This window comes from Sphingomonas sp. FG14, from assembly GCF_057809675.1.
Genome location: NZ_JBMDKK010000026.1, coordinates 30,707 through 46,011, shown reverse-complemented (window position 1 = coordinate 46,011; position 15,305 = coordinate 30,707). Strand labels below are relative to the sequence as shown.

At 64.5% G+C, this 15,305-nt stretch carries 13 protein-coding genes and 1 pseudogene; 11 read left to right on the top strand and 3 right to left on the bottom strand.

What is annotated here, in order from left to right:
• Positions 1-430: 430 nt before the first annotated feature.
• The gene (locus tag ACODTA_RS28365; RefSeq protein WP_489070843.1) at positions 431-1,771 is read right to left on the bottom strand and encodes an ATP-binding protein; all 1,341 of its coding nucleotides are present in this window, start codon (positions 1,769-1,771) and stop codon (positions 431-433) included.
• Complete coding sequence (locus ACODTA_RS28360) at positions 1,768-2,484, bottom strand: response regulator (RefSeq protein WP_489070841.1); 717 nt, start codon at positions 2,482-2,484, stop codon at positions 1,768-1,770. The genes ACODTA_RS28365 and ACODTA_RS28360 overlap by 4 nt, the downstream gene beginning before the upstream one ends.
• A gap of 158 nt (positions 2,485-2,642) precedes the next feature.
• Here ACODTA_RS28360 and ACODTA_RS28355 point away from each other — a divergent pair, with 158 nt between their 5' ends.
• From ACODTA_RS28355 to ACODTA_RS28340, 4 genes are all read left to right on the top strand, one after another.
• Positions 2,643-3,125 carry a hypothetical protein gene (locus ACODTA_RS28355; RefSeq protein ID WP_489070840.1) on the top strand — a complete coding sequence of 161 codons (483 nt, stop codon included), beginning with the start codon at positions 2,643-2,645 and terminating at the stop codon, positions 3,123-3,125.
• A gap of 70 nt (positions 3,126-3,195) precedes the next feature.
• Positions 3,196-3,621 carry an EF-hand domain-containing protein gene (locus ACODTA_RS28350; protein WP_489070838.1) on the top strand — a complete coding sequence of 142 codons (426 nt, stop codon included), beginning with the start codon at positions 3,196-3,198 and terminating at the stop codon, positions 3,619-3,621.
• A gap of 37 nt (positions 3,622-3,658) precedes the next feature.
• Positions 3,659-4,450: a sterol desaturase family protein gene (locus tag ACODTA_RS28345; RefSeq protein ID WP_489070836.1), complete on the top strand. Its 792-nt coding sequence runs from the start codon at positions 3,659-3,661 to the stop codon at positions 4,448-4,450.
• Positions 4,447-5,370: an alpha/beta hydrolase family protein gene (locus ACODTA_RS28340; RefSeq protein WP_489070834.1), complete on the top strand. Its 924-nt coding sequence runs from the start codon at positions 4,447-4,449 to the stop codon at positions 5,368-5,370. The genes ACODTA_RS28345 and ACODTA_RS28340 overlap by 4 nt, the downstream gene beginning before the upstream one ends.
• A 76-nt stretch (positions 5,371-5,446) precedes the next feature.
• Here the strand turns inward: ACODTA_RS28340 and ACODTA_RS28335 are convergent.
• A pseudogene (locus ACODTA_RS28335) lies at positions 5,447-5,818 on the bottom strand (MBL fold metallo-hydrolase); the annotation flags it as partial.
• A 1-nt stretch (position 5,819) separates the two neighbouring features.
• Here ACODTA_RS28335 and ACODTA_RS28330 point away from each other — a divergent pair.
• The 7 genes from ACODTA_RS28330 (at position 5,820) to kdpB (ending at position 15,300) form a co-directional block, all read left to right on the top strand.
• Positions 5,820-6,089 carry a hypothetical protein gene (locus ACODTA_RS28330; protein WP_489070832.1) on the top strand — a complete coding sequence of 90 codons (270 nt, stop codon included), beginning with the start codon at positions 5,820-5,822 and terminating at the stop codon, positions 6,087-6,089.
• Between the two features lie 745 nt (positions 6,090-6,834).
• Positions 6,835-8,019: a Na+/H+ antiporter NhaA gene (gene nhaA / locus ACODTA_RS28325; RefSeq protein WP_489070830.1), complete on the top strand. Its 1,185-nt coding sequence runs from the start codon at positions 6,835-6,837 to the stop codon at positions 8,017-8,019.
• A gap of 424 nt (positions 8,020-8,443) precedes the next feature.
• Positions 8,444-10,345 (top strand): potassium transporter Kup, encoded by a 1,902-nt coding sequence (locus ACODTA_RS28320; RefSeq protein WP_489070828.1) that lies wholly within the window; start codon positions 8,444-8,446, stop codon positions 10,343-10,345.
• Between the two features lie 148 nt (positions 10,346-10,493).
• Entirely contained in the window at positions 10,494-11,342 is an 849-nt protein-coding gene (locus ACODTA_RS28315) for a TorF family putative porin (protein ID WP_489070826.1), read from the top strand.
• A 107-nt stretch (positions 11,343-11,449) separates the two neighbouring features.
• Complete coding sequence (gene kdpF, locus ACODTA_RS28310; RefSeq protein WP_489070824.1) at positions 11,450-11,539, top strand: K(+)-transporting ATPase subunit F; 90 nt, start codon at positions 11,450-11,452, stop codon at positions 11,537-11,539.
• Positions 11,540-11,554: 15 nt separating this feature from the next.
• On the top strand, positions 11,555-13,258 hold the full coding sequence (gene kdpA, locus ACODTA_RS28305; RefSeq protein WP_489070822.1) for a potassium-transporting ATPase subunit KdpA: 1,704 nt from the start codon (positions 11,555-11,557) through the stop codon (positions 13,256-13,258).
• A gap of 11 nt (positions 13,259-13,269) precedes the next feature.
• Positions 13,270-15,300, top strand: coding sequence for a potassium-transporting ATPase subunit KdpB (kdpB, locus tag ACODTA_RS28300; RefSeq protein ID WP_489070821.1), 2,031 nt, complete (start codon positions 13,270-13,272; stop codon positions 15,298-15,300).
• Positions 15,301-15,305: the final 5 nt, after the last annotated feature.

The window sequence follows — 15,305 nt, the reverse complement described above, 5'->3', positions numbered from 1 at the left end:
CCTTCCATTCCAATGAAAGGATCGCACCATCAAACCGTGGGATCAAACACCTAGACTGACAGCACCCGCGCGGCTGCTCGCTGGACCGCGCGAAGCGCAAAGAGCGCTTCGGCGAACCTCCTTTTGGGGAGGTGGTCGCCAGGTTCACCTTCTCATGCGCAGCCATTAGGCTTTTTTTTGCTACACAATTTTTAGGTTATCGTGTTGAGCGGATGCGATGATCCCCTCACTTGTCCGAAATTTGTAGCCATATTTCGGACAATCCAGCCCAACGCCCAGACGGATACGATCCGCCCGTCGAGTTACATCCAGCGCTCGAAGGACATTGTATTTTACGCCATGGATATACCCTGCGCTTATCTTGGTCATAAAAATTGAGGCCTTGTCGAGGGCATTTCGCGCGACTCCTGGTCGGCTCCGGCCAGTGCCGTCAGCCCCCAACGCGAGGGTAGCGGATCGTTACCCGGAGTCCGGTGGCCGATCCCTGAGCGAAGATCACCTCCGCATGATCACGACCTGCAAGCGCCCGCACAATCGCCAGCCCGAGACCGGCACCGCCTGTTTCCCGGCTGCGGGAGGGGTCGAAGCGCTGGAAAGGTATCCCGAGGCCCGCCAGCGCGTCGGTAGGAACGCCTGGTCCGTCGTCTTCGACGACGATATCCACTGCCTCTCCCGACGCGCGGGCCGAGACCGTCACTGCGTTCCCGTGACGGAGACCGTTCGCGATGAGGTTGTCGAGGACGCGGCGCAGCGAGAGCGGCGTGGCGGCGATCGCGAGATCAGCCGGGACGGGCGCCAACGTGACGGTTTCGCCGAGCTCGCGGTGCGCGTCGACGATCTCGGCGAGCACATGGGCGAGTTCCACGCGTTCGGGGTGACTGGGCGGCGCGGAGTCGCGGTCCGCCAGCAGCAGCGTATCGTTGATGAGCGCAGTCATCTCGTCGAGATCGCGCACGGCTCGGGCTTGCTGATCGGCATCATCGATGAACTCGGCGCGCAGGCGCAGCCGCGTCAGATAGGTCCGAAGGTCGTGCGCGATCGCCGCGAGCACGCGCGTGCGTTCGCCGATCAGCGTACGAATCTGCGCCTTCATCTCGTTGAAGGCGGAGGCGAGCTCGCGCACCTCACGCGGGCCGACGACCGGGAGATCCGGCGTGTCGAGATTGCCGGCGAACCGGCGCACGCCGCCCGAGAGCTGGCTGAGCGGGCGTGTGGTCTGGCGTACTGCCAGCATCAGAGCGACGAGCAGCACCACCCCGCCCAGCGCGCCCACCACGGCGCGGCCCTGCAGATAGGCGCGCGCCGAGTCCGAAGGCTGGCTGGTGATCAACAGCACGCCCCCTGTGTTCAAGCCGATCGTCACGCGGATCGGCGCGAAGAAGCGTGCGGGCCGTGCTGCGGAGCCGATCCAGCGCCCGAGCCGCGGCCGCCGTCCGTCAACGTTCACCTGGCGGCCGGGCATCGTCGCGCCGTAGCTCGTCTCGAGATCCCGCAGGTCGTCCGAGCGGCGGCCGGGCGCCGGCGGCGCCGGGAGGAGTTTGATCGAGTAAAGCGCACCGTCCAGTGCCTCCACAAGGCCCGCACGCTCACCTCCAGGCGTCCGGTCGAGCGCGTTCGCGATTGCCGCCGCCGCCTCGGCGCGCGGAAGATTATAGGGCCGGCGCGCATCGTCCGACGAGGGCAGGACGACGGCGAGCACGAGCTGCAGCGCAATGAACCCGACCAGCAGGATGGCGGCGAGGCGCAGCGAAAGGTTCGATCCGATCGTCATGTCCGCTCCACCTGCAGCGTGAACTGATAGCCGCCGCCGCGCACGGTCTTGATGATCGTCTCGCCCCCGGGCGCCGCAGCGAGCTTGCGACGCAGGCGGCTGAGCTGGACATCGACGGCGCGGTCGAACGGCCCGACGCTGCGGCCGCGCGTCCAGTCCAGCAGTTGGTCGCGGTTGAGGACGCGCTGCGGATGGGTGACGAAGCACAGCAGCAGATCGAACTCGCCTGCGGTGAGTTCGACGTCGCTTCCGTTTGGACTGGAAACCGCACGTGCGCCGACATCGAGCGACCAGCCTGCGAAGCGATAGCGCTCATTGGCAATCGCCGGAGCGGCGCGATGCTGGTCGCGCGTGCGCCGCAGGATCGCGCGGACGCGCGCCACGAGCTCGCGCGGGTTGAAGGGCTTGGGAAGATAGTCGTCGGCGCCGACTTCCAGGCCGACGATACGGTCGATGTCGTCGCCCTTGGCGGTGACCATCAATACCGGCATGTCCCGGGTGGCCCGCAACCGGCGGCAAAGCGACAGTCCGTCCTCGCCCGGAAGCATGATGTCGAGCACGGCGAGATCGACGCGCCGACGCTCATTGAGCTGGTCGAACTCGGCCGCACTGCGACAGCCGACCGCCTCGAAGCCTTCGCGGTTGAGCAGGTCGACGACAAGCGCGCGGATTTCCCGGTCGTCCTCGATCACGGCGATGCGGCTGGTTTCCATGCATGCTCAAATAGCGCCTGCATCGGCTCCGGCGAAGGGCATGCGTTGGCCAGTTACACTCTGTTACGCTTCGTCACCCTCCCGACGCAGCCAGATTACCTCATGCCTGCATAAGCCCGATGCGACGGCCGGATCGTCGTCGATGCAAGGAGTGAGATATGTACAAGGTTGTTTTGAGCCTCGCCGCGCTCGCCGCCGGACTGGCCGCGACCGCGGTTCCCGCCGAAGCGCAGGTGCGCCGCGGTCACGCCGTGAGCGTCCAGGGCGCGCGCGGTCATGGCTACACGCAGTGGCGCTCGGCGTCCCGCCAGCGCGGTTCCGCGACGATCAGCCGTGGCCTGCAGACCAACAGCGGGCGCGGCTATGAAGCATCGCGCAGCCGCAACTACGGCCCCGGCTATTATTCGAGCGACCGTAGTGTCCAGGCCAACAATGGTCGCGGCGTTGCCAATTCGCGCGATGCGAACTGGGGCGACGGCGCATATAATGGTAGCCACACGATCGCCGCCAATGACGGCCGGACGCGCGACCGCACGACCAGCGCGACCAACAATGGCGACGGCACCGCGAGCTACAACAGCACGCTCACCCGCGCCGACGGCAGCTCGCGTACCGTCTCGGGCACGGTGCCGCGGCGCTGAGTTTCCTTCCGGCCGCACTCCAGCCCCCGTCCGTGGAGCGCGGCCGCACCCCTAACTCAAAGGAATCATGATGAAGACAATGATCCTCGCCGCCGCAGCGCTGCTCGCCGCGCCGGCCGCCTACGCCCAGTCGCAGGGCGACGGCATGAAAATGCTCACTAATGCCGATGCCAATGGTGACGGAGTCGTCACCCGCGACGAATATGCCCGGGCGCGCGCCGCCAATTTCACGCGCATGGACCGCAACAAGGACGGCGCGGTGAGCAAAGCCGATTTCAAGCGGCTCGCGCGCTTCAAACCCGATGCCGCAAGCCGTCTCGATACGCTGATCGCCGCGATGGACACCGACAAGGACGGCAAGGCGACCCGTGCCGAGTTCGACGCGGCGCCGATGCCGCTGTTCGACCGTGCCGACGCCAATGGCGACGGGCGGATCGACGCCAAAGAGATGGCCGCCGCCAAGGCGCGCATCGAAGCGATGAAGCAGCAGCGTTGAGATGAACCTCGAGCGCTCCCCGCTATGGCTCGCAGCGATGCTCGCGCTGGTGCTGGCCGAGGCCGGCTGGCGGATCGGGCGCGGGCGCGGCTGCGACGGGCGCGCGGCGCTAACTACGCTGGGACTGGTCCTCGGCAACCTGCCCTTCGCAGCGATGAACGCAGCCGGGTTGAGCCTGGCATTCGGCGCGGTCTGGGCGGCGGCACCGGTCCATTGGCCGACGGACCACTGGGCCACCTGGGCAGGCGGATTCGTCGCGGTCGAGTTCGCCTATTACTGGTTTCACCGGGCCAGCCACCGGATACGCTGGATCTGGGCATCGCATTCGGTGCATCATTCCGCCGAGCAGATGACGCTGCTCGCCTCGCTCCGGCTCGGCTGGACCAACCTCTTCTCGGCAGGCTGGGTGTTCTACGTGCCCCTGATCTTCGCGGGGTTGCCGCCGTTCGTGCTGGTCGTGCTGCTGGCGATCAATCTGCGCTACCAGTTCTTCCTCCACACCGAAGCTGTGGGGGGGCTCGGGCCGATCGAATGGCTGTTTAACACCCCCGCGCACCATCGGCTGCACCACGCCTCCAACGACGCCTATATCGACAGGAATTTCGGCGGCGTGCTGATCCTGTTCGACCGGCTGTTTGGTACTCTCGCGCACGAACGGGCCGGCGAGCCGATCCGCTACGGGCTCGCGCATCGCCCGGCGACGGGCAATCCTTTGCGGCTCGCCTTCCGCGAATGGGCGATGATGCTCGGCGACGCCCGGCGAGCGGGGGGATGGCGCGCGAAGGCGCATGCGCTGCTCGCGATGCCGCAAATCAAGGAATTGCCATGATCAAGACGATGTTCCTTGCCGCCATGCTGGTGGCACCGGCGGTTGCGCATCCGGCACCGGCGGATGCCGTCACCACCTGCGATGCCGTGTGGCGCGATAAAGCGCGCGATCGGGACGTGCCGGTACGAATCCGCATGCCCGCGGGCGCCGGCAGGGCGCCAGTGATCCTGTTCAGCCATGGCCTGGGCGGTTCGCTCGACGGCGGCACCAATTGGGCGGTGGCCTGGGTAAAGGCCGGCTTCATCGTCGTCAATCTCCAGCACCCGGGCAGCGATCGCTCGATACTCGGTTCGGGTCGGATCGCCGCGGCGATGGCGCCCGCGCAGCTCGCCGCGCGGGTCGACGATGTGCATTTCGTGCTCGACGAGCTCGGCCGGCGTCCGCGCGAGGGCGCGTGCGATCTGCACCGGGTCGATCTCGCCCATGTCGGCATGTCCGGCCACAGCTTCGGCGCGCACACGACCCAGGCCATCGCCGGCCAGCGCTTTCCCGTTCCAGGAATCGCCGCCGATCCAAGGGTGAAAGCAGCGATCGCGTTCAGTCCCTCACCGCCGATGCGCGGATCGGACAATGCCGCGTTCGGCGCCATCGCCATCCCCTTCTTCTCGGTCACCGGCACCGCAGACGCCGCGCCGATCACGCCGAACGTCACCGCCAGGGATCGCGAGCGCCCGTTCCGCGCGATGCCGCCGGGGGACAAGTATCTGCTCGTGCTAGAAGGCGCCAACCACATGATGTTCAATGCCCAGGACGGGCTGCGCGGGCCCGCATCCACCGCCACGCCGCACATCCGTGATACTGTGATCGCGGCGACCACATTGTTCTGGCGCGTAGAGCTGCGCGGCGACGCGGCCGCTCGCGCGGAACTTGCTCGGTTCGGCGCGAGCCTGCCCCCAGGCGACCGTTTCGAGCACCGCTAGCGGTTCTCCCCGCGCATTCGCAGGTGTCCGATCCCGCGCGTCCGGACGCCGTTTTCTCACGCTCCTTGGCGGGCTTTCGGAATTTCACCGGAATGCACAAGAACCGCACGCCATTGCCTTCCGCCTCCGGAAGGCGTCCACCGCGGATATTCACCTGTATCGCGGGCAACAAGAGCCTGGGAACCGGCAGCCCCGAGTCCCGCGTCTCCCGCATGGCGACGAATGCCTCCTCGCCCACGCCATCATGGACATGGCCGTTGCCGCGGCGCTGCCGGCCGACGGTCGTTTCCCAGCGATAGTCTTCACGGCCCGGCGCCTTGTAATCGTGGCAAAGGAACAGCCGCGTCTCGTCCGGGAGCGCGAGCAGGCGCCCGATCGACCGGAACAGCCGATGCGCATCGCCACCGGGGAAGTCGGCGCGCGCCGTGCCATAGTCGGGCACCGGCAAGATGTCCGACATGACCGACGTCATCCGCAGGAACTACGGACACATCGGGTTCAAGCCCAAGCCCTGGATCATTCCGACCTGGATCCTGGGGGTCGCCAGCGTCTTCTCGGCCCAGGTCGGCTGCATGATCAGCAAGATCGGCACGCCGAACCGCTACGTACCCAATCGCCCCGACGCCTATTGCTACCAGCATTCTGATATCGTGGAGATCGTCAACGCTTCGGTGGACAGCATGCTCGAGCATGGCTGGCTGAACACAAAGTCCACATAGTCGACACTCCGCGAAGCCAGGTCGTCCTCGACCGCTGCGGTGACCGATCGCATTGCCGGCCGGTGCACGGTGCGGCGCGTGCTGGGCGATGTCTCGATCTTGATCCGCGCCTTGCCGCTATGCACGAGCAGCCGCGTCTCATTTACCCGCTAACTGTCCGAAATTTGCAGTCCTATTTCGGACATGAGCCAGCCCCAGGAGGACTCGAACCGCCCTGTCCATTCACGTCCAGCCTTTTCCACGAATCCAGATCGTGCTATTCATGCTCTTGGCGAGTTCGTAAGTCTATGATTTGACTGCGAAATCAATCGCTTAGGTCGCCCGGCCGAAAGCTCTTCTGGCCCATCGTCCAGTGCCGTCCAAACGGGTCCACCAGCGTCCAGAATTCGAGCGATTTGAAAGGCTTGGACCCGTCCAATGATGACCTTCTGATCACTGAGCTGTCGATGAGCCGGAGCAGCCGTCACTCACATAGCTGGAACAGCTGACAACCCGAATGACCCGGAGATGATGAGCGCCGCCTAGCTTGGCGGCATTATCGAGCAGCGGCCATCCACGGCCTCCTGCCGCATAACCGATATCGAGGTGCCGGCTCAACAACCCCAAGTTATCCGGCAGAGGCATCTATTACGATTGCGCGGCCGAGAGGGGAGTGCGAGAGAAGTTTTGGGTGCGCGCGCGATCGTGGCGGGCAGGTGTTTACGCTGGTCGGGCCGCCAGCGTTCTTGACCAGTCCGGAGCACCCATGGCCCTCTCCCCAGCCAAGCCGCTTAGCGCGTTGCGTCATTTCCTCAAAGGCCAGGCATCGGCCGGCATCATGCTCATGGCGTCAGCCCTTGTCGCGCTTATCGTCGCCAACTCACCCGTTGGTAACAGCTACGAGCATCTGCTCCACACCATGTTCGGTCCACTGTCGCTCCACCACTGGATCAACGACGGCCTCATGGCGGTATTTTTCCTGTTGGTCGGCCTGGAGATTAAGAGAGAGGTGCTGGACGGCCAGCTATCCAGCTGGTCCCGTCGGATGCTGCCCGGCATTGCGGCCGCGGGCGGCATGGCAGTCCCCGCGCTAATCTACCTCGCCTTCAATTCAGGGGCGAGCGCACACGGATGGGCGATACCGGCCGCGACCGACATCGCCTTCGCACTGGGCGTAATCGCGCTGCTCGGCAAGCGGGTGCCTGGCTCGCTGCGGATCTTCCTCACCGCTCTCGCCATCATCGATGATCTCGGCGCGGTCATCATCATCGCCGTCTTCTACACGGCCTCGCTTTCGGTGGTTGACCTGGCTGCCGCCGGGCTCATCGTCGCGGCCCTGATCTGCCTGAACCGCTACGGGGTACGCCGGCTCAGCCCATATCTCGTGCTGGGCGTGCTGCTATGGGCGTTTGTGCTGCGGTCGGGCATTCATGCGACCTTAGCGGGCGTGATCCTCGCATTCACCATCCCGCTGCAGGGTACGCCTGGAAAACCGGACGACGAAGCACGCAGCCCGCTCCATCATCTTGAGCATCTGCTGCACTGGCCGGTCGGCTTTATCATCGTGCCGATCTTCGGTCTCGCGAATGCGGGCGTGCGGTTCGTCGATCTTCCAGGAGAGGCTCTTGTCGCACCGGTTACACTCGGGGTCGGCCTTGGCCTTCTCGTCGGAAAGGTGATCGGGGTGTTCGGCTTCTCGATGGCAGCAATCCGGCTCAAGCTTGCGGACATGCCCGCGCACGCGACGACGACACAGATGCTTGGCATTGCGCTGATGTGCGGCATCGGGTTCACGATGAGCCTGTTCATCACGCTCCTCGCCTTCCCGGCAGATGCCATCCTGCAGGCCGAGGCGAAGATCGGCATCCTTGCCGGATCGTTTGCGGCCGGGCTCCTGGGGTTCGTGATCCTGCGATCTGTGAAATCACAACTCAGCGAGCGAAAGGCTTAGGCTCCTTCGCCAGGATGCAATTCGACGCGAAGATATTTGCCGCCATCACTACGAAAATACTATGCGATCGAGCCACTGCCGAACTCGAATTACTACGCCAGAGGAGCTAGCTGGGTACGCAGTCCATTGACCGCTAGGCCGCATTGTCATGCCCCCGGAGTTCCTCGTCACGATCGCTATCTGCCTGATCGCGATTTTATGCACGCTTTACATGGCGAGGCTGGAACGCGCCGGCCGCCTACGACGAGCTGGTGGGCTGTTGCTGAAGCAGTCCCCGCATCAACCGAAGTCCGCTGCTTGGACAAAGGTCTGACATAAACTGCGAAACACTATGCAAAACATATGCGTTTCGCTGCGAACCGCTCTCGAAATGCTATGCGGAAAGTCCGAAGGTCAAGGTTGGTACCACTGATCCGGGGCTGACATGACCGCGCCTGACAAAGCGGCCCCGGCCCAGTTTTCGGGTCATGGCCATAATGACAGTACCGGCAAGCTCGCGCTCGGCGCGCTCGGTGTCGTGTTCGGCGACATCGGCACCTCGCCACTCTACGCGCTCAAGGAAAGCTTCGTCGGCCACCATCCCCTTGCAGTGGACCAAGTCCATATTTTCGGGGTGCTATCACTCATTTTCTGGACGATGCTGCTCATCGTCACGATCAAATATGTCTGGATCATTCTGCGCGCCGACAATCAGGGCGAAGGCGGCAGTCTTGCGTTGCTCGCTCTGATATCAGGCAGGCTCAAAAGTTCACGTTGGACGCCGGTCGTGGTGATGCTCGGCATCTTTGCGGCAGCGCTGTTCTATGGTGACGCGATCATTACGCCTGCCATTTCGGTCCTGTCGGCGGTCGAGGGCCTAAGCGCGGTCCATGACGATTTCAGCAAATACGTTATCCCGATTGCGATAGCGATCCTCATCGGGCTGTTCATGATCCAGTCCCACGGCACCGCGAAGGTCGGCGCCTTCTTCGGTCCGGTGATGGCGATCTATTTCATCGTCCTGGCAGTGCTGGGCGTCATCAATATCGCCGAGCGACCGGGCGTTCTGACGGCACTCAACCCCTGGTGGGCGTTCAACTTCTTCATGATCGACTTTCCCCTCGCGTTTCTGGCGCTCGGATCGGTCGTGCTGGCCGTCACCGGCGCCGAGGCGCTTTACGCCGACATGGGGCATTTCGGACGCAAGCCGATCTCCATCGCCTGGCTCTATGCGGTGTTTCCGTGCCTGATGCTCAATTATCTTGGCCAGTCGGCCATGCTGATGGGCAATCCGGCCGCGATCGAGGCGCCGTTCTTTTTCCTCGCCCCGGAATGGGCGAGGCTGCCGCTCGTCATCCTCGCCACACTCGCGACCATCATCGCCAGCCAGGCGGTGATTTCGGGCGCCTTCTCGGTCACCCAGCAAGCGGTGCAACTCGGATTCCTGCCGCGCCTGCGTATCCTCCATACCAGCGCCAAGGCGGCGGGGCAGATCTATGTCCCGCTGGTGAACTGGCTGCTGCTCGGGTTCGTGATCGCGCTGGTGATCGGCTTCAGGAGCTCGAGCAACCTCGCCGCAGCCTATGGCATCGCGGTCACCGGTACGATGTTCATTACCGCCTGCATGCTCGGCATATTGACATTCGCGGTCTGGCGCTGGCCGGCCTGGGCTTCACTGTCGCTGACAGGTTTGTTCCTGGTGGTCGATGCGATGTTCTTCGCCTCCACGCTCACCAAAGTCCCGGATGGGGGCTGGTTCCCCCTGCTGGTGGCGGCCGTGGTGTTCCTGCTGCTCACCACCTGGAAGACCGGTCGCAGGCTGATGCATGCCAGGCTGGAGGACAGCGCGATGTCGCTCGATCTGTTTGGCGCCTCGGCAGCGAAACGGCTCATTCGGGTGCAGGGAACCGCGGTATTCCTGTCATCGAGCCGGGAGGCCGTGCCGCCTGCGTTGCTCCACAACGTCAAGCACAATAAAGTGCTGCACGAGCGCAACATCGTCTGCACTGTCGCGATCGAGCGCGTGCCGCATGTGCCGCCAGAGAGTCGGGCCGAGGTGATCGCGGCCGGCGACCAGATGTACCGCGTCGTCCTCCACTACGGCTTCATGGACGAGGTCGACCTGCCCGCTGCGCTTGGCGCCGAGCAATGGGAGCCTCCGCTGAAGGCGATGGACACGAGCTATTTCCTAGGTCGCCAGACCCTGATCGCCTCCGAGGTCCCGGGGATGGCGATATGGCGCGAAAAGCTGTTCGCCTGGATGCAGCGCAACGCCGAGAGCGCGATGGACTTCTTCAGGCTGCCGACCAACCGGGTGGTCGAGCTTGGCTCGCAGGTCGAGATCTGAGGCCGTGACGGCCGCACGCCATCACTATGCAAATACTATGAAGATCGCTGCTTCCCGATCTCGAACCTTTATGGAGAAGCGCAATATTTGGGTCCCCTCACGACTCGCGCCCGGGCCTCTCCCGGCGCGCGCTCAAGGGGACATTGAAATGAAAAGCGTACCGGCCCTCGCGGCCGCCTTTGTTTTCCTCGGCTCGACCGCTCCCGCCTTCGCACAAGATGGCGAGGCCGCATCCGGGGTCACCGTCACCGGATCAGCGACCCTGGCGTCGGACTATCGTTTCCGCGGCGTGTCGCAGACCGACAAAGAGATGGCGATCCAGGGAGGCCTCACCATCGCTCATGAGAGTGGCATCTATGTCGGTACCTGGGCCTCGAATCTGTCCGGTTGGGGCACTTTTGACGGCGCCAACATGGAGCTCGACCTGATCGCCGGCTACAAGGCGAAATTGACGGACAACTTGGCGCTCGACGTCGGCCTGACCTGGTACATGTATCCGGGTGGCGCAGACAAGACCGACTTCGCCGAACCCTATGTCAAGCTGACGGGCACGACCGGTCCAGTCACGCTGACCGCCGGCGCGGCCTATGCCCCCAGGCAGCAGGCGCTCGGCCGCTGGTATCGAACTGGCGCCGACGCAGCCGCAGGCGTCTATACCGATGCGGGCGCCAAGGATGACAATCTCTACCTCTGGGGAGACGGTGCTCTGGCCATCGCCGGCACGCCGCTGACCGCCAAGGCGCACATCGGCTATTCCGACGGTAATCCCGGCCTTGGCCCCAATGCCACAAGTGTCGCGCCGACCGGACGCTACTGGGACTGGTCGCTCGGGGTCGACGCGACCTGGCGCAACCTGACGCTCGGCGTCTCCTATCTCGGCACCGACATCAGCCGCCGCGAGGCGGCCTATCTCCAACCCAGCTTCAGCAAGGGCCAGGACGGCACCGGTTCGATCGCGAACGGGACACTCGTCGTGGCGCTGACCGCATCGTTCTAGGAGCATCGCGCACATGCAGGATTTTCTCTGGATCGCGGCAATGATCGGGCTGCTGGCGGCAACGCTCGCCTACGCCCGTCTCTGCGACAAGGCGTGAGGGCGTACCCATGACCTTCGATCTCTGGCTCGCTGCGGTGACCGCGCTCGGTCTTCTCCTCTATCTCGTGGCGGTACTGATCCGTCCCGAGCGTTTTTAGAAAGGAACCTGGACGATGACCTTCCAGGGATGGATCCTGATCCTTGTCTTTGTCGGCATATTGCTTGCGCTGACCAAACCGGTCGGCGCGTGGCTGTTCGCACTCTATGAGGGCCGCCGCACGCCTCTCCATGCCGTCCTCGGCCCGATCGAGGCCGGCTTCTACAAGCTCGCCGGGATCGATCCCAGCGAGGAGCAGAGCTGGAGCCGCTACGCCGTCAACATGCTGCTGTTCAACTTCGTCCTGATGATCTTCACCTACGCGGTGTTGCGTCTGCAGGGCGTGCTTCCGCTCAATGGCCTCGGTTACAGCGCGGTCGCACCGGACGGCGCGTTCAACACGGCGATCAGCTTCACCACCAATACCAACTGGCAATGGTATTCCGGCGAGGCGGCATTATCGAACCTCAGCCAGATGCTGGGCCTCACGATCCAGAATTTCCTGTCTGCCGCGACCGGCATCGCGCTCGCTTTCGCGTTCTTCCGCGGATTCGCGCGGCGCGAGGCGAAATCGCTCGGCAATTTCTGGGCCGACGTCACACGGATCACGCTCTATCTGCTGCTGCCGATCTGCATCGTCTACGCCGTCTTCCTGATCGCCTCGGGTGTTCCGCAGACGCTCGCCGCTTCGATCGACGTGACCACGCTCGAAGGCGTCAAGCAGACGCTCGCGCTTGGCCCGGTCGCGTCCCAGGAAGCGATCAAGATGCTCGGCACCAATGGCGGCGGGTTCTTCAATGCCAATTCGGCGCACCCGTTCGAAAACCCGAACGCGCTCACCAATCTCGTCCAGATGCTGTCGATCTTCGTGATCGGCTTCGGTCTCACCTGGTGTTTCGGCAAGGCGGTCGGCAATACGCGGCAGGGCTGGGCCATCCTCTCGGCCATGCTGGTGCTGTTCCTCGCCGGCGTCACCGTCACCTACTGGCAGGAAGCCGCCGGCAACCCGATCCTCCACAATCTCGGCGTCGCCGGGGGCAATATGGAGGGCAAGGAGGTGCGCTTCGGCATCGCCGCCTCCGCCTTGTTCTCCGTCGTCACCACCGCGGCGTCCTGCGGCGCGGTCAATGCGATGCATGACAGCTTCACCGCGCTTGGCGGCATGATCCCTCTGTTCAACATGCAGCTGGGCGAGGTCGTGATCGGCGGCGTCGGTGCGGGCATCTACGGCTTCCTGCTCTTCGCCATCCTGGCGGTGTTCGTCGCCGGGCTGATGGTGGGGCGGACCCCGGAATATGTCGGCAAGAAGATCGAGAGCCGCGAGGTGAAGCTGGCAGTGCTGGCGATCGCTATCCTGCCGCTGTGCATCCTCGGCTTCACGGCGATTGCGGCGGTGCTTCCGGCCGGGCTCGCGGGTCCGCTCAACAAGGGACCGCACGGCTTCTCCGAGATCCTCTACGCCTTCACCTCGGCCACCGGCAATAACGGCTCGGCCTTCGCCGGCCTGACGGCGGGCACGCCCTTCTACAACAGCCTGCTCGGCATCGCGATGTGGCTGGGGCGGTTCTTCGTGATCGTGCCGATGCTGGCGATCGCCGGCAGTCTGGCGGCCAAGAAATACACGCCCGAAAGCGCCGGATCGTTCCCGACCACCGGAGCACTTTGGGTCGGGCTGCTGGTCGGCATCGTACTGATCGTCGGCGGCCTCACCTTCCTCCCGAGCCTCGCGCTTGGACCCATCGCCGATCATCTCAGCATGATCAACGGCCAGCTTTTCTGAGGGGGCGACACATGTCCCGCACATCCACCAAGTCCATGTTCACCGCCGAGCTGATCGTTCCGGCGATCCGCGACGCCTTCATCAAGCTCAATCCCAAAGACCTGATCCGCAACCCGGTGATGTTCGTGACCGCCAGTGTCGCGCTCCTGATGACGATCCTCCTCGTCATCGGCAGCGACATGCTGGGAACCGGGTTCAAGCTCCAGCTTGTAATCTGGCTCTGGCTGACCGTCTTGTTCGGCACTTTCGCCGAGGCGCTGGCCGAGGGGCGTGGCAAGGCGCAGGCGGCGTCGCTGCGCGCGACGAAGGCCGAATTGACCGCCAGGCGTCTCAAGAACGGCCGCACCGAGGATGTAGCGGCAAGCCAGCTCCGCGCTGGCGACATCGTGCTCGTCCAGACCGGCGACCTCATCCCGGCGGATGGCGAGGTGATCGAAGGCGTTGCCTCGGTCAACGAAGCCGCGATCACCGGCGAAAGCGCACCGGTCATCCGCGAGGCCGGCGGCGACCGCTCGGCCGTGACGGCAGGCACGCGGGTGATCTCCGACGAGATCAAGGTCAAGGTGACCGCAGATCCGGGCCAGGGCTTCCTCGACCGCATGATCGCGCTGGTCGAAGGCGCCGAGCGGCAGAAAACGCCGAACGAGATCGCGCTCACCATCCTGCTCGTCGGCCTGACCATCATCTTCCTGATCGCGGTCGGCACTATCCCGGGCTTCGCCAGCTATGCCGGCGGTTCGATCCCGGTCGCGATCCTGGCAGCGCTGCTGATTACCCTTATCCCCACGACGATCGCCGCGTTGCTCTCGGCGATCGGCATCGCCGGCATGGACCGGCTGGTGCGCTTCAACGTGCTCGCCAAGTCGGGCCGCGCGGTGGAGGCGGCGGGCGACGTCGATGTCCTGCTGCTCGACAAGACCGGTACGATCACCGTCGGCGATCGCCAGGCGTCCGAGTTCCGCCCGGTCAGCGGCGTGCGACCCGAGCAGCTCGCTGAAGCAGCGCTGCTGGCCAGCCTCGCCGACGAGACGCCCGAAGGACGATCGGTGGTCGTCCTTGCCCGCGAGAAGTTCAAGGTGACGACGACGTTGCTTCCCGCAGGTGCCGAGATCATACCGTTCACTGCCCAAACCCGCATTTCCGGCGTCAAGACCGGCGGCTCGCTCATCCAGAAGGGTGCGGTCGATTCGATCCTTCGCGCCAATCCGAGGCTCGGCGAAACCGCCGCTGCCACCGAATTGCGCCGGGTGACTGACGAAATCGCCCGCGCGGGTATGACGCCGCTCGCCGTGGCGCAGGATGGCAAGCTTTTGGGTGCGATCGCGCTTAAGGACGTGATCAAGGCTGGTGTGCGCGAACGCTTTGCGGAGCTGCGCCGCATGGGCATTCGCACGGTGATGATCACTGGTGACAATCCGCTCACCGCCGCAGCGATCGCGGCCGAGGCCGGAGTCGACGATTTCCTCGCGCAGGCGACGCCGGAGGACAAGCTCGACCTGATCCGCAAGGAGCAGCAGGGCGGCCGCCTCATCGCGATGTGCGGCGACGGCACGAACGACGCTCCGGCGCTCGCCCAGGCAGATGTCGGCGTGGCAATGAACACCGGCACGCAGGCGGCGCGCGAAGCGGGCAACATGGTCGATCTCGACAGCGATCCCACCAAGCTCATCGAGGTCGTAGGACTCGGCAAGCAAATGCTGATGACACGCGGTGCGCTCACGACCTTCTCGGTGGCCAATGACGTCGCCAAATATTTCGCAATCATACCGGCGATGTTCGTCGCGCTCTACCCCGGGCTCGGCGTGCTGAATGTCATGGGGCTTGGAACGCCCGAAAGCGCGATCCTGTCGGCGATCATCTTCAACGCGCTGATCATCCCGCTGCTGGTGCCGCTTGCACTTAAGGGCGTGGCTTACAAGCCGATGGGCGCAGGGCCGCTGCTCGCCCGCAATCTCGCCGTCTACGGTCTTGGCGGGCTCGTCGCGCCGTTCATCGGCATCAAGATCATCGACCTGGCCGTCAATGGCCTGGGTCTCGCCTGAGGAGG

Coding starts and splice junctions, on each gene's coding strand:
- ACODTA_RS28365 (WP_489070843.1), bottom strand. CDS start 1,771: ATGACGATCGGATCGAACCTTTCGCTGCGCCTCGCCGCCATCCTGCTG.
- ACODTA_RS28360 (WP_489070841.1), bottom strand. CDS start 2,484: ATGGAAACCAGCCGCATCGCCGTGATCGAGGACGACCGGGAAATCCGC.
- ACODTA_RS28355 (WP_489070840.1), top strand. CDS start 2,643: ATGTACAAGGTTGTTTTGAGCCTCGCCGCGCTCGCCGCCGGACTGGCC.
- ACODTA_RS28350 (WP_489070838.1), top strand. CDS start 3,196: ATGAAGACAATGATCCTCGCCGCCGCAGCGCTGCTCGCCGCGCCGGCC.
- ACODTA_RS28345 (WP_489070836.1), top strand. CDS start 3,659: ATGCTCGCGCTGGTGCTGGCCGAGGCCGGCTGGCGGATCGGGCGCGGG.
- ACODTA_RS28340 (WP_489070834.1), top strand. CDS start 4,447: ATGATCAAGACGATGTTCCTTGCCGCCATGCTGGTGGCACCGGCGGTT.
- ACODTA_RS28330 (WP_489070832.1), top strand. CDS start 5,820: ATGTCCGACATGACCGACGTCATCCGCAGGAACTACGGACACATCGGG.
- nhaA (WP_489070830.1), top strand. CDS start 6,835: ATGGCCCTCTCCCCAGCCAAGCCGCTTAGCGCGTTGCGTCATTTCCTC.
- ACODTA_RS28320 (WP_489070828.1), top strand. CDS start 8,444: ATGACCGCGCCTGACAAAGCGGCCCCGGCCCAGTTTTCGGGTCATGGC.
- ACODTA_RS28315 (WP_489070826.1), top strand. CDS start 10,494: ATGAAAAGCGTACCGGCCCTCGCGGCCGCCTTTGTTTTCCTCGGCTCG.
- kdpF (WP_489070824.1), top strand. CDS start 11,450: ATGACCTTCGATCTCTGGCTCGCTGCGGTGACCGCGCTCGGTCTTCTC.
- kdpA (WP_489070822.1), top strand. CDS start 11,555: ATGACCTTCCAGGGATGGATCCTGATCCTTGTCTTTGTCGGCATATTG.
- kdpB (WP_489070821.1), top strand. CDS start 13,270: ATGTCCCGCACATCCACCAAGTCCATGTTCACCGCCGAGCTGATCGTT.